The sequence below is a fragment of the Desulfobulbus elongatus DSM 2908 genome, from assembly GCF_000621145.1.
GTDB classification, from domain to species: Bacteria; Desulfobacterota; Desulfobulbia; order Desulfobulbales; family Desulfobulbaceae; genus Desulfobulbus; species Desulfobulbus elongatus.
Window position 1 is genome coordinate 13,315 of sequence record NZ_JHZB01000015.1, and the last position, 13,130, is coordinate 26,444.

At 61.3% G+C, this 13,130-nt stretch carries 18 protein-coding genes; 17 read left to right on the forward strand and 1 reads right to left on the reverse strand.

Annotated features, from left to right (window positions below; translation table 11 throughout):
* Nucleotides 1–262: 262 nt before the first annotated feature.
* The 5 genes from Q362_RS0108670 (at nucleotide 263) to Q362_RS19885 (ending at nucleotide 4,811) form a co-directional block, all read left to right on the forward strand.
* Complete coding sequence (locus Q362_RS0108670) at nucleotides 263–703, forward strand: hypothetical protein (protein WP_028318361.1); 441 nt, start codon at nucleotides 263–265, stop codon at nucleotides 701–703.
* A 400-nt stretch (nucleotides 704–1,103) separates the two neighbouring features.
* Entirely contained in the window at nucleotides 1,104–1,661 is a 558-nt protein-coding gene (locus tag Q362_RS0108680; RefSeq protein ID WP_028318363.1) for a hypothetical protein, read from the forward strand.
* Entirely contained in the window at nucleotides 1,654–3,606 is a 1,953-nt protein-coding gene (locus Q362_RS0108685; RefSeq protein ID WP_281172879.1) for a terminase gpA endonuclease subunit, read from the forward strand. The genes Q362_RS0108680 and Q362_RS0108685 overlap by 8 nt, the downstream gene beginning before the upstream one ends.
* Before the next feature lie 11 nt (nucleotides 3,607–3,617).
* On the forward strand, nucleotides 3,618–3,950 hold the full coding sequence (locus Q362_RS0108690) for a hypothetical protein (protein ID WP_157469987.1): 333 nt from the start codon (nucleotides 3,618–3,620) through the stop codon (nucleotides 3,948–3,950).
* 90 nt (nucleotides 3,951–4,040) lie between these two features.
* A complete protein-coding gene (locus tag Q362_RS19885) occupies nucleotides 4,041–4,811 on the forward strand; it encodes a DUF5131 family protein (RefSeq protein ID WP_084312496.1) in 771 nt (256 codons plus the stop codon).
* A gap of 60 nt (nucleotides 4,812–4,871) precedes the next feature.
* Here the strand turns inward: Q362_RS19885 and Q362_RS0108700 are convergent, their stop codons facing one another.
* The gene (locus Q362_RS0108700) at nucleotides 4,872–5,543 is read right to left on the reverse strand and encodes a thermonuclease family protein (protein WP_051553946.1); all 672 of its coding nucleotides are present in this window, start codon (nucleotides 5,541–5,543) and stop codon (nucleotides 4,872–4,874) included.
* Nucleotides 5,544–5,757: 214 nt separating this feature from the next.
* Here Q362_RS0108700 and Q362_RS0108705 point away from each other — a divergent pair, with 214 nt between their 5' ends.
* The 12 genes from Q362_RS0108705 to Q362_RS0108760 all read left to right on the forward strand — a co-directional run bounded on the left by Q362_RS0108705 (nucleotide 5,758) and on the right by Q362_RS0108760 (nucleotide 13,130).
* A complete protein-coding gene (locus tag Q362_RS0108705) occupies nucleotides 5,758–6,006 on the forward strand; it encodes a DUF6148 family protein (RefSeq protein WP_035216168.1) in 249 nt (82 codons plus the stop codon).
* The gene (locus Q362_RS19890; RefSeq protein ID WP_051553948.1) at nucleotides 6,003–7,673 is read left to right on the forward strand and encodes a phage portal protein; all 1,671 of its coding nucleotides are present in this window, start codon (nucleotides 6,003–6,005) and stop codon (nucleotides 7,671–7,673) included. Before Q362_RS0108705 ends, Q362_RS19890 begins: the two co-directional genes overlap by 4 nt.
* Complete coding sequence (locus Q362_RS22190) at nucleotides 7,670–8,974, forward strand: S49 family peptidase (RefSeq protein WP_051553952.1); 1,305 nt, start codon at nucleotides 7,670–7,672, stop codon at nucleotides 8,972–8,974. Before Q362_RS19890 ends, Q362_RS22190 begins: the two co-directional genes overlap by 4 nt.
* A 35-nt stretch (nucleotides 8,975–9,009) precedes the next feature.
* A complete protein-coding gene (locus Q362_RS0108720) occupies nucleotides 9,010–9,363 on the forward strand; it encodes a head decoration protein (RefSeq protein WP_028318368.1) in 354 nt (117 codons plus the stop codon).
* A gap of 39 nt (nucleotides 9,364–9,402) precedes the next feature.
* Nucleotides 9,403–10,437, forward strand: coding sequence for a major capsid protein (locus Q362_RS0108725; protein WP_028318369.1), 1,035 nt, complete (start codon nucleotides 9,403–9,405; stop codon nucleotides 10,435–10,437).
* A 74-nt stretch (nucleotides 10,438–10,511) separates the two neighbouring features.
* The gene (locus tag Q362_RS19900) at nucleotides 10,512–10,826 is read left to right on the forward strand and encodes a Rho GTPase-activating protein (RefSeq protein WP_035216170.1); all 315 of its coding nucleotides are present in this window, start codon (nucleotides 10,512–10,514) and stop codon (nucleotides 10,824–10,826) included.
* Entirely contained in the window at nucleotides 10,823–11,200 is a 378-nt protein-coding gene (locus Q362_RS0108735; RefSeq protein ID WP_028318370.1) for a hypothetical protein, read from the forward strand. Before Q362_RS19900 ends, Q362_RS0108735 begins: the two co-directional genes overlap by 4 nt.
* 29 nt (nucleotides 11,201–11,229) lie before the next feature.
* A complete protein-coding gene (locus tag Q362_RS0108740; RefSeq protein ID WP_028318371.1) occupies nucleotides 11,230–11,463 on the forward strand; it encodes a hypothetical protein in 234 nt (77 codons plus the stop codon).
* Nucleotides 11,460–12,086, forward strand: a complete 627-nt coding sequence (locus Q362_RS19905) for a glycoside hydrolase family 19 protein (RefSeq protein WP_051553954.1) — start codon at nucleotides 11,460–11,462, stop codon at nucleotides 12,084–12,086. The genes Q362_RS0108740 and Q362_RS19905 overlap by 4 nt, the downstream gene beginning before the upstream one ends.
* Nucleotides 12,083–12,532 carry a hypothetical protein gene (locus Q362_RS0108750; RefSeq protein ID WP_157469989.1) on the forward strand — a complete coding sequence of 150 codons (450 nt, stop codon included), beginning with the start codon at nucleotides 12,083–12,085 and terminating at the stop codon, nucleotides 12,530–12,532. The genes Q362_RS19905 and Q362_RS0108750 overlap by 4 nt, the downstream gene beginning before the upstream one ends.
* An 87-nt stretch (nucleotides 12,533–12,619) precedes the next feature.
* Entirely contained in the window at nucleotides 12,620–12,835 is a 216-nt protein-coding gene (locus tag Q362_RS0108755) for a hypothetical protein (RefSeq protein WP_028318373.1), read from the forward strand.
* Nucleotides 12,825–13,130, forward strand: coding sequence for a head-tail joining protein (locus tag Q362_RS0108760; RefSeq protein ID WP_028318374.1), 306 nt, complete (start codon nucleotides 12,825–12,827; stop codon nucleotides 13,128–13,130). The genes Q362_RS0108755 and Q362_RS0108760 overlap by 11 nt, the downstream gene beginning before the upstream one ends.

Genomic DNA, 13,130 nt, shown 5'->3' on the forward strand with positions numbered 1-13,130 from the left:
ACTATTAAAAATAAACGGATTTATACGCTGTTATGAATTGTGGTCAAGGTGGTCAGGGTGAAAAACAACTTATCGCACATGTGCGCGTGCGCGCGCGCGTTAGACAGCGTTTTCTGATTTGTTTTTTCATTTCAATAGAAAATGCCCTGACCACCTTGACCAAATCGGAATATCAAATAGTTGCGAGACGTTTTACCTTGACCACCACCTTGACCAACCCTGACCAAAACAGAAAAAAGGCAACAAGACAAGGAGTTAACCCTTGACCACTGATCCCATTGCCACAAAATATCCATCCCTCTTCACTCTGTTCGGCGGTTTGCCGGTAGCCGAGGGCGCCGTGGGTACCTGTGAGCATGAGCAGCCGCAACAGCGGGATGATTCCCCGTGTGAATCATCTGGGCTCGAAGCTGACTTGAAAGAGCTGTCAGAGATCATGCGGCAGCATCCGGTGAGGCCGTACAGATCATCAGACGGGTTGGCGGTGGGCATCAAGTATGACCTGGCATGGGCTTGGCAACATTGGGACGGCGTGTTCGCCCGCTTCTGCCAGCTCTTCTGGTTGCACGTCGACGTGATATGCGTCCGCCACTGGGACACCATGCAGGTCATCGACCGTGCGGACGCGATGGACCGTGTGGGTCCCTCTGGCGATTTCCCCGCCTACGGATCAACGAACCCCGGCGCTCGGGTCAGTTTATAACTCAATGATATCGCGGAATAATGGAAAGTTTAGCCCTCTCCCCTGAAATTGCCGCCGCTCCGGACGCGCTCGACCTCGCCGCATGCAGAGCGCATTGGATCGGGCGGCTCCACGGATCCATCCCTCGGTGCCCGGTCTGCGAGTCTGCCCTGACCGCGCGGCAAACTGAGCGGTTCGCCGTCGGGGGGCGGATACATTGCAACTGGTGCGATAGCTGGTTCACCTATCGGACAGGCACTCTCTTCCATGGGACCACGGCAGACGACCGACAGTTGTTTCTGCTGGCCCTATTGATCGCCGCCGGGTGTTCGGTGGCGGTGACGGCTGCCGCGTGCCGGCTGTCGGAAGATACGGTGCGCGTTTGGCGCTGCCGCTTTGAGGCCTTGGCCCAGGCAGGACGATGATGGCCCCGGACACCATCAAACAGGCGTACCGGAATCGAGCCGAGGCGTTCGATCAGTTCGTTTCCGCCGGCCAACTCCCGGTCAAGCGGGCAAAGTTTTACGAAGATTGCAAACGCCTGAAGATGGTTCAGCTTGACAAAACCATCCTGCTGGCTGATTTGATGGCCTATGCCAAAACCGAGCTGCGCATCGACCCGGTCAGCGGCCAGTCCCTGGCGGACAAAAGTCGCGCCTCGGAAAAGGAAGATCTAGAAATCCGCAAGCTGCGTGCCGACGTTGAGGCCAAGGAGTCGGCAAACCGCAAGGAAGACGACCGGTGGATGGAGGTGGTGGAACATGAGCGGCAGATGGCCGCCTTCGCGGGGCTCATGGAGGAGTCCCTGTTGACCATCGCCGCAATCAAGCTCTCCGAACTGGTGTATCTCTGCGGCGGTGATCAGCGGCGGGCCGGAGAATTCAATCAAGGCCTGCGGGATCTCATCGCTTCGGCTATGTCCGAAGCCGTCAAGGAACAGACCAGAACTATCACATTCGATGGAGACGATGATGCCTGAATTACAGCAACTCACCCTGATCGCACCCAGGCGGCAGCACGTGCGCCCATGGTGGCCGGCATCCTGGCGCCGATCCGTATCAGGGCGAGAGGTTGAATTGATCATCCCGGCTCCCGTCCGCCGGCGGTGCAAGGCACCAAAAAAGCTGACTCCAAGCGAATGGTCGGTTCTCCGGCGCCGGCTTCCGTCAGCAGACGCTTCGCCCGGCCCGTATCGCCCCGAGCTTGCCCGGTACGCCGCTCAAGTCATGGATACCTGGGCGTTGCCGTGGGTGCGTGAAGTGTGGCTGTGCGGGGTCGACCAAGCGAGCAAAACCAACACCATGCTGTCGTGTATCGGATGGTCCATAGATCAGGCGCCCGGGAACATTTTCTACCAGATGCCGGACGAAGGCTCATCAAACAAGATCATGGGGCAGAAGCTCATCCCCATGTTCAGGGAGTCGCCCAGCTTGGCCATGCATCTCAGCCCCCGCGCCGACGATACATCGCTGGCAATGGTCAAGTTGTCCAACGGCGTGTCCATCATGCCGTCCTGGTCAGGATCTCCGACCAGTACCGCCACCTTCACGGCAACCTATACCTTCACCGATGAAGTCGATAAGGCCCGGATGGTGGGAAAGGAGTCAAGCCCAATCGATCGGATCCGGAAACGGATCCGTACCAAACGGTTCGGCAAGAATTTTTTTGCCTCCAGCCCTGCCGGCATGTGGATTTACAAGGGCGCCATGTCTTGCGTGCAGGTGTGGGAGGCCGGGGCCCGGTGCCCGGAATGCGGTGAGTTGATCCGAATGGATGAGGATCACGTCATCATCCCGGATGGCGCCACGGAAGAGAGCATCAAGGCCGAGCCTGAGACCGTCGCTTATGCCTGCAACGCCTGCGGTTCGCTGTGGGATGAACGTGCGCGCCGGCATGCATGTGAGCGCGGCGGGTGGGTGTGCATCAAGGGGCAGGATGTCTCCCGGCCGGTTGATGTCGGCTTCACCCTGCCGGCTTTTCCTTTGCCGGACGTGTCCCTGGCCGAGATCGCGGTGATAATCCTGCGGGCCAGGGCCGGTGACGTCTCGGCTCGGCGCGACCTGGCGCACAGTATCAAGGCGGTTGATTATCAAGAGGATGCGGCCGCTATCGAGGGAGATTTCATCTTGCGGTTGCGCGACGACCGGCCGGAAGGGCTGGTGCCATCCGTGCCTATCGCCGCCATCACGGCAGTGGCGGACATGCAGAAGCGGGGTTTATGGTTCTCCATCCGGGCCTGGGGGTTCGGCCTGGAGCAGGAAAGCTGGTTGTTGCGCGCCGGATATGTCGATTCCTGGGAGTCGTTGCGCCGCTTGTTCTACGAGACGGAATTTCAGGATGTCCACGGCGGTAGGTACGTCATTACCCTGCGGGGAATCGACTCGGGCGGCGGTGAGAGCGAGCAGTACGTGGACATCAGCCGTACCGGCGAAGCCTATTTGTTCGCCTGCGCCAACTCCGGCATCGTGTTGTTCAAGGGTGTGCGGACCCTGGCCAGCCCGTACAGGATGACCGTGATCGATCGGTTACCGGGGACCAACAAGCCCCTGCCATCGACCCCACAGCTCTATACCCTCAATTCCAAGCATTACAAGGACCGCCTCGCCGCCAAGATAATGGTGGACCCCAACAGCCCCGGCGCCTGGCATCTGCACAGCGGCTACACTGCCGCCCAACTGGAGATGCTGCACCGCGATCCCGCCACGAAAATGGATCACAACCTGGGCGAATTCGCGCGGCAGATGGCCGCCGAGGGCAAAGACGAGAAAGGGGGGTTCTGGGTCAATCCCAAAAACCGCCCCAACCACTACTGGGATGCGGCCTATATGGAGATGGCCTTGGTGGATATCGCGCAGGTTAAATTCTGGAAACAGCCGGACTTGGCCGCCCAGGGCGGCAGACGGGTGCTCAGCACCGGAATATGATGGAGGATCGCATGAAGCAGAGGGAAATGATTGAGGTGAGGGCAAGGGAATCGTCGCCGGAGCGCCCGGAGCAAATTACCGTGTCGGATATCAACGCGACCAAGCGCGCGTTCATCGAGCGCAACCTGAGCCTGAGCCCGGAAGAAGCTGGCGCAATGTTCGGCAAATCGGCCCGCTGGGCTCTGGGCAAAGTCAAGGACGGCGTGTTTGTCGCCATTGACGGCGAAGCCAGGAGGGCACCAGGCGGCGGCGTGCTGGCGTCCAGGTATCTGCGGATCACCGCCGAATCGGTGGAAGCCTACAGACAATCGATCCAGATCGATCCGGAGCAGTGGGGAGAGTGATATCCGCAACTGAGCAGATGCCGCTCTTCGGTTGATTGGCCTTGTTAGCAGTTTCTGGAGGGAAAGTTGAAAGTTTGAGCGGAGGGATGAGTGGGAAAACAAACAGGAATATCCTGGACTGATCATACTTGGAATCCGTGGCAAGGGTGCCGTCCAGTGTCTCCAGGTTGCGCGAATTGCTACATGTACCGCGAAAAGCGCAGATATGGGCAAGATCCGGCAACCGTGATGAGATCAAGCAGGGAGACGTTCAACGCTCCGTTGAAATGGATGGATCCTGCAAAGGTGTTTGTGTGTAGCTGGTCCGACTTCTTTATTGATAATGCAGACCAGTGGCGCGATGAGGCGTGGAAGATCATGCGGAAGACTCCTCATCTTACCTTTCAGATTTTGACGAAGCGGCCAGAGAATATTGCCGGAAGGCTGCCGGATGGTTGGCCGTTTCCGAATGTGTGGATTGGGATAACTGCCGAGAACCAAGAGATGGCTAACAAAAGAATCCCGATTTTGCTGAAAATTCCGGCAGAACTTCGGTTTGTCAGTATTGAGCCTATGGTTGGACCAGTCGATCTTACAGATATCGTCTCCGGTGAAGAAGGGGATGAGCACCACTTCAATGCGCTGTTTTGCGATGTTGACATAGAAGACGATGTGGACTTCGGAGGACGCACAGTTGGTTGGGTGATCGTCGGTGGAGAAACAGGTCAGAAAGCTAGGACTATGCAACCCGAATGGGCTCTGGCTGTCAAGGAACAGTGCTGTATCTTTGGAACTCCATTTTTTATGAAGCAGATGTCGGGAAAAAAACCAATTCCTGAATATCTGTTGAAGCGGGAATTTCCAGGATTGATTGCAGAATAACGTCCTGGAACGAAGCGATGCAGTTCGGCATACGCTCGATCAAGGGCCGTGCACTAGCTACTATGGTCTACAGACTTTGCAGGGGACATATCCGGCGGCAATTGCTTGCGTTCGGGAAAAGAAGGTTGCGGTGCAGTGTTTGCAGCCGGCGTATCGGCAATCGGGCGAATGAAACTTGCGGGTATTCGTGTTGCCGATAAACATCCCCCCAATGTCGGCGGCCACCGCGGCCTTGGCCATCTGTTTGCCGGTTGCTCCGCCGTGGCGCCATTCCCAGGGTGGGATAATGTTGGATTCCTGCCAGATGCCGATCCTGGCGTTCTTCGCCGCGGCCTCACTGTTCTTCCAAGCGGCGCAGAACGACTCCTCGCAGTATTTGGTATACACCCAACTCCAGCCCTCGCCGATCATGGCTTCGTTCACGCTTTTTTCCCCGGCGTAGACCATGGCAACGGTGCGGCCGTAGCGGTCGCGGTCCATGGGCCGGATGGTGATGTCGCCGCCGGCGATGAGGCGCTGCACCGCCCTGGTGGCCTGCTTGCCTCCGGGCTGGTCCGTTTCCGGAGCATCGATGCCGTACAGCCTGATTTCAACCAGCTTGCCCTCGATCGTTGCCTTGAGCGAATCGCCGTCGACAATGCCGATGATCTTAGCGGGGACAGCGACGGCCGTGGCCGAGGCGAAAAGGATCAGGGTCGTGACGAAATATCTGATGCATTTGGTACCGAACATTTTGAAGGCTCCTTGTTTGATTGACCGATAATTCAAGGTATCACAAATCACGATGATGCTGTAAGGGCCGTTTCGGTTCCGAAGCGGCCTTTTTCTTTTTTTCGCCCTCCATTTTTTTTTGTTTTCGTGACGCTAGCCCTACACTAGCCCTACTCCAGGCCCCTTCTGCCCTGCCCAAAAAGCCGGTACCCTCCCGCATAATCAAGGAGGCTCCATGCCGGACGATAACGGAATCACCCTCTCCGAAGCCAAAAATCAGCTTTCCAAATGGCTCGCCGCCGATGCGGCGGTGTCGGAGGGGCAGGCCTACACCTTGGATAACGGCGGATCCGGCGGCGAGCGGCGACAGCTCACCCGTGCCGATGCCGGCGAGATCCGCCGCAATGTCGAATTCTGGGACAGCAAGGTCCGCCAGCTCTCGCGCGGCGGTATCCGCGTCTATGGAGTGATTCCGCCGGCATGAGCAGAATACAGCCGCAGAAAAACGGTTTTCTGAACCGCCTGTCCACCGGATACGACCGGCTGGTGGCAGCCTTTGCGCCGGAGCGGGCCGTCCGCCGGTTGCAGGCGAGGATGACCATGGCGGCGGCTGACGAATTTTTCGGCTCGGGCGGATTCGACGCCGCCGATCGGTCCAGCCGGGAAATGTCCGAGTGGAACCCGTTCGGCACCGATGCCGACAGCGCGATCCTCGGCGGGCTGGACACTATGCGCGCCCGGTCCCGAGACGCGGACCGCAATCAACCCCTGGCTGGCGGCCTGATCAACACTGCGGTGCTCAACACCGTGGGCGTCGGGCTGGCGCCCCAGGCCCGCATAGATCGCGCTGTCCTCGGCCTGTCCGAGGACAGCGCGATCGCGTGGCAGAAGCTGGTGGATTGGCGATGGTGGCTGTGGGCCGGATCGAAGGACTGCGACTTGGCCCGCAAGCTCACCTTCAACGGATCGTGCCGTCTAGCCCTGCGCGCCCGGTGCGTGGACGGTGAATCGCTCACCCTGCTGCCCTACCGGCCCTTGGCCGGGCTGTCTAATCCCATCCGGTTGCAGGCCGTCGAAGCGGACCGGCTCTCTAACCCCGGCTTGGCCCCGGACTCCGCTACCATGGCGGCCGGCATAGAAAAGGATGCAGACGGCGCCCCGGTGACCTATCACATCATGCGCGGCCACCCCGGCAACGTGCTGTATGCCGATTCCCGCCGCTGGCAGTGGGACGCCTATCCCGCGTTCAACGCGCAGACTGGCTTGCCTAATGTCGTCCATTATTTCCGCACCGAGCGCGCCGGCCAGAGCCGCGGCTTCCCGTTGCTGGCGCCGGTGCTGGAGCCGCTCAAGGACCTGGCCCGTATGGGCAAGGCCGAACTCAAGCGGGCGGTGGTGAGCGCCTTGTTCACCGTGTTCATCAAGTCGGTCGGCGGCGGCGGACTGGCCAACATGCCGGCCGCTTTGCCCGGCAGCATCGCCTATCCCGGCGGCATGCGGGTGTCGACCAACCCCGGCGAGCAGAGCGCGGCCACCACCGGCAACATGCGGCTCGGGTACGGAGCGGTGTTGGGGCTGGAGCCCGGCGAAGAAATCCAGGTTGCGGACCCCAAGCTGCCCAACGCCAATTTCGACCCGTTTTTCCTGGCCAACGTGCGCCAGATCGGCATGCGGGTGGGCATCCCGTACGAAGTCCTGATCAAGCACTACACGTCGTCGTACTCGGCGGCGCGGGCGGCAATCGAGGATGCCCACCGGTTTTTCCTTTTTCTGCGGGCCGAAATGGTGGAGGACTACTGCGACCCTATCCGGACGGTCTGGTTTTCCCAGGAGGTGGCGCAGGGCACCATCTACGCGCCTGGCTTTTTCGCCGATCCGCTCATCCGTGCCGCTTGGCTCAACTGCGACTGGATCGGCCCCTCCAAGCCAGTGATCGACCCCACCAAGGAGGTGGAAGCCGCGTCCCTCCGCGCCGAACTGGGCATCAGCACCCTGGCACAGGAGACGGCCGCCATGACCGGCGGCGACTGGGAGGCCAACATCGAGGAGCGCGGCCGGGAGGAACGGCGGCGGCGTGCGGCCGGACTGGCCGCGGCTGAACCGTCCGCAGCAGCCAACCCTGACCTGCCCGAAGGAGTCGAAGCACCGTGAGAAATCTGCGCATCGCCGAGTTGCTCTTCAACCGGCCGCTGATGATTGCCAAGGAAAAACTCGACGTGCTGCTGCATGTGTTCGGCCAGCGGGCCGGCATCGACCTCATCGGGTTGCCAGCCGTCGAGGCGGTGGCAATGGATGATCGCGCGCGTGCCCGAGCCGGCTATCAGGTGCACAACGGGATCGGCATCATCGGTATCCACGGCCCGCTCATGCACCGAGTGCTGGCGATGGACTTTCCCTCGGGCGGGCCAACCACCTATGCCGATATCCGCCGGGCTTTCGACACCGCCCTGGCAGACGACGGAGTGCAAGGCATCGTCCTTGATCTCGATTCACCCGGCGGCGAGGTGAACGGGGCCTTCGACTTGGCCGACCATATTTTCCAGGCGCGCGGCATCAAGCCGCTGACCGCCGTGATTAATGAATCTGCCTTTTCCGCAGCCTACTTGCTGGCCTCTGCTGCGGACAAGATAGTGGTACCCCGCACCGGGGTGGCCGGGTCCATCGGCGTGATCGCCACCCATGCCGATTTTTCCCGCGCCGAGGATGCTGCCGGCATCACGGTGACCCACATCTTCGCCGGGGCGCGCAAGGCGGATTTTTCCCCGCACCGGCCCTTGGACGCCGAGGCCGCACGGGTGTTACAGGAGATGGTGGACGGTACCTACGACCTGTTCGTGGAGACCGTAGCGCGCAATCGCGGCCTCTCGACCGGAGAGGTGCGCGACACGCAGGCCGCCATATTCGAAGGGCATAAAGCCGTGACCGCCAGGCTGGCGGACGAGGTGGCCGCCGTCGACCGGGCGATAGCCACCGCCCGCAAGGGCAAGGGAACAAAACTGATTGCCGCAGCATCGGCACGAACCAGGGAGAAGACCATCATGAATGTGCAGGAATTGAGAGAGACCCATCCGGATCTGGTTGCCCAGGTCGAAACAGAAGCGCGCCAGGGCATGATCAGCAAGGCAGAAGCCGACGCTGGCCGCACCGAGGCGATCACGGCCGAGCGCACCCGGGCGTTGGCCATTCTCGGTATGCCGGGCCCGGCGGCCCAAGCCCACAGGGACCTGCTTATCCAGGGGATCGAGGCCGGCCAGAGCGCGGGCGACGTAGCCCTGGCCATCCAGCACAAGGAAGCGGAGCTGCTCGGCAAAATGGCCACGGGCATGAAAGAGGGCGCCCCGCCGGCCGCCCCCGCCGCTGAACCCGGCGGTGCCACCGTGGCCGAGGCCCAGGCGGCCGTCGCCGGCGAGGAAATGGTCAAGGCTGCCGCCGCCTGGAACGCGCGCAACTGATCACGGCATCCATCAATCACTACGGAGGAACGGACATGCCCGAGTACACCCCTGACAACCTGCTGGCCGGCAACGAGTTCCCGGCCCTGGTGACGGCAGTCACCATCAAGAGCGGCCAGAATCTTCAGCGCGGTGCCGTGCTGGGCGAGATCACCGCGACCGGAAAATATCAGCTCGTGGACAAGACCGCAGAGGACGGCTCCCAGACGGCCAAGCACATCCTGGCCGCGGATGTGGACGCCACGGCGGCGGATGCCCCCGGCGTCGTGTATGACACCGGCATTTTCAACCCGGCGGCCCTGATTCTGGCTGCGGGCACCGTGGTGGCCGACGTGTCCGCCGCCCTGCGCAGCCGCAGTATTTTCCTGCGCGCTGTGCGTACCCTGTAATTTTCAGGCCATCTTACCTGACAACAAGGAGAAGCGACCATGCCCCTCGACGATTTTCTGAAGCGCTCCATGCACACCGCCATTGAGCGGATTCCGGTGCCAACCAAGTTCCTGCGCCAGCGTTTTTTTGGCCGGACCTTTACTTTTGGCACCCGCCACATCGATATTGATCTGGTCATGCCCAAGCGCGGCATGGCTCCCTTCGTGCACCCCATGCACCCCGGCAAGCCGACGGCCAGCCAGGGCTTCACCATGAAGACCTATATTCCGCCGACGCTCAAGCCCACCAAGTTGATCACCCCGGAGGATCTGGATTCCCGCCGGCCCGGCGCCACCATCTACGATGAGGGCGACGAGCAGCCGGTGGCCCTGTCCCAACTGCTGGGGGAAAAGATCGCGGAGAACAACGACGAAGTCGCCTTCCGTTGCGAGTGGATGGCGGCCAAGGCACTGTTCTCCGGCCAGATACCGGTGGTGGGCCCCGGCTATGATCACATCATTTCCTTCGATTTGCCTGCCGGGCACAACATCGTGCTGGCAGCCGGCGCAAAGTGGGATCAGGCCACGGCCACACCCTGGGACGATCTGGTGGCCGCATGCCGGGCCAACCGCGACGACGGCCAGGTGGTGAGCGACACCGTGGTGTTCGGTTCCAATGCCTGGAAGCTGTTCCGGCAGTACCTGTTAGCCGAGGAAATGATGAACCAACTCGACCTCAAGCTGGGGATGATCGCACCCATGCCGGTGGACAAGTACACCACCTATCTCGGCTCCATCCGGGATGCGGACATGAGCGTGGATCTGTTCGCCTACAGCGCCCAATACGAGGATGACGACAACGCCATGAAGCCGTTCGTGCCTGCGGATGAGGTCTTCGTCGGGTCGAGCCAGGCCACCGGCAATCAGGAGCTATACGGCGCCATCCTCAACCTGCACGCCCAGAGCCGCCGGGGACAGGTATTCCACGATTACGAGGTGAAGCGGAATCCTTCGTCCATTGAGATCCTGTCGCAGTCGGCGCCGTTGGTGGCCCTATTGGAGCCCAAGGCGGGCACCAGGATCAAGGTGGTCTGATCCACGGCGCCGCGAAGATTCATAACGCCTGAAGCTTGAATGAATTGTTAGCCGTCATTGGCTAGGAGACACGAATGGAAACGAATCATACGCCAGGACCGTGGACTTGCTACGCGGACTTGCCGAGTACCGGCCCAAACTGGCACATCGTGACGGCCAATAGCCGTATGCGCGTTCTGGCTAATGTGCATATTGAGCCTGGTAACAAAATGGACGCGGCCAACGCCAGATTGATTACCGCAGCGCCTGATCTACTTGCTGTGCTTCAGGAGTTGCGCGAGTCCGCCGAATACTGGAGTGAGTACGACGTGCCTTGCGGCATTGTCGAACGGATGGATGCCGCGCTTGCGAAGGTGTACGGCATGACGGCTAACAAGGAGGACAAATGATGGCAAAGAAGATGCTCACCTGTGAGGTGCTGGCCACCATCAAGGGCCTGGACCCCAAAGACCCGCAGGGATACACCCGCGCCGGCACCACGGAGCGCCCGGTATTGGTCGAGTTGGCCGACAGCGCCGACACGCAGGCACTGATCGCTGCCGGTGCGGTGCGGATCTGGCCCGGCCCGCAGGAAAAGCCTGCCGCCCCCGCTGCCGGGCCAGATCTCAAGAGCCTGCGCAAGATCGAGGATGTCTTGACGCGGTTCGTCGATCGTTGCCGTGGGGAACTGGAGAGCGCGGTCGATGCCGATAAGGGCGCTCTCCAGACCGCCCTAGACGGCGCCGAGTCCGATCTGTCCCTGGTGCGTGAGCTCATGAAATAAGCGCTGCGATCTTTTCCGGAGGGGTGAGCATGAATGACCTGATCCTGGCCGCCGCTGTGGGTGCGGCGGCCGGCTGGCTGGTACCGAGGGCGCTGACCAAGCTCTTCGGCACCGTGTACCGCACCGAGAAGGAATGCCGGCAGTGCGATACCAGGCGCGCTGTATACGATATCCGGACGATGGTGCAGGAACTGGCCATAAAGGCCGGCGTGCCGGTGTCCGAGGCCCTGAAAGTGGGCGCCGACCTGGGGGACGGACCGTGATCACCGCCGACCGGCTCAAGAGATGGTTTCCCCGCATCCAGGATCCGGCGGCATGGGCGGCGGCAATCACTGCCATCTTGCCCGGTTACGAGCTTGTGTCCCCGATGCGGTTGGCCGCCTTTCTGGCCCAATGCGGCCACGAGTCCGGCGGCTTCACTGTGCTGGTCGAAAATCTCAACTACAGCTCGACCGCCCTGGAGCGGGTCTTTCCTAAATATTTTCCCAGCGGTTTGGCCGCTCAGTATGCCCGGCAGCCGGATCGGATCGCCAACCGGGTCTATGCCGACCGGATGGGGAACGGGCCGGAATCATCCGGCGACGGTTGGCGGTTTCGGGGCCGCGGCTGCATCCAGATCACGGGCCGGGAGAATTACCGGCGGTTGGCTGCCGCCCTGGACAAGACAATCGCAGAGACCGTGCCCTATCTGGAGACCATCGACGGGGCAGTGGAAAGCGCCTGCTGGTACTGGCGCATGCGCAATCTCAATCCGCTGGCCGATGCCGGCGACATGGTGGCCCTGACCCGCCGGATCAACGGCGGCCTCCACGGCCTGGATGCCCGGCAGCATCTGTATACGCAGATCCTGCACACTCTGACACGCGCAAGCGAGGAAATATCATGAGACTTTACGTTATGTTGTCCCTGTTGCTGTTTGCCCTGTCCCTCTTTCCCGGTGTGATTCTGGCCGCCGACAATCCGGTGGGCGAGGCTGCCGCCGGGATCCTCACCGGGGTGGTATTCCCGGTGCTCACCGCCCTGTTACTCGGCCTGATCGGGGTGGTGCTCAACAAGGTGCGGCAGAAATTTAACCTGAACATCTCGACCGCCCAGCAGGAAATGCTGGAGAGGTTGGCGGTTCAGGGCATCGCCTATGCCGAAGAGCGGGCCGCCGTGGCGATCAAGAGCGGACTGACCCAACTCACGGGCAAGGAAAAGCTTGATATGGCCATCGCCCATATCCTGGCCGCTGCGCCCACGGTTTCTCCGGATACGGCGGCCCGGCTGGTCGAGGCCCTGCTGGGACGGTTGACCGGGGTCGGCGCGACCGGGTTCGAAGCGATCAAGTGACGGCTCTTCTTCTTGAAATCCTGGCCGCCCTACTCCCTTTCCTGCTGGACTGGTGGCAGGGGCGGCAGCAACCGGAGGCACAGAGCAATGCGCGTATTGACAGATCCCGTCAGACGCTGGCCGAGGATAACGGCGCTGGTTTTGATGCTGTGGCTGCCGATCAGCACGACAGGGTGCGTGCCTCGTTACGTGGTGATTGACGGCGAGGAGACGATGACGGTGAAAAAGTCGACCCTCGACCATCTCTATCAGGACAACGAGCAGTTGCTTCAGGCCCTGGAGGCCTGCCGGAATGGCCGTTGATCCGTTCGAGGTGGGCCGTCTGGCGCTGGCTGACTTCGGCGTGGCGGTGCAGGTGACGCCGGCGGGCGGCGGCGAGCCGTACGTAATCGCCGCCTTGCTGGCCACCAGGCCGGAAGATATCCACCTTGGCCAGTCCCAGGGGCATCTGGGCGGCCATGTGTTCCGGTGCCTGCCCGAGGCGGCGGCATTGCTGAACGAAGGCGACCTGCTCGCCGTGGATGGCCATGAGTATGCTGTTTTCGAAATCTTCAGTTTTCCGGGGCAATTGACCGAAATCAGGGCGTTGGTGAGATGA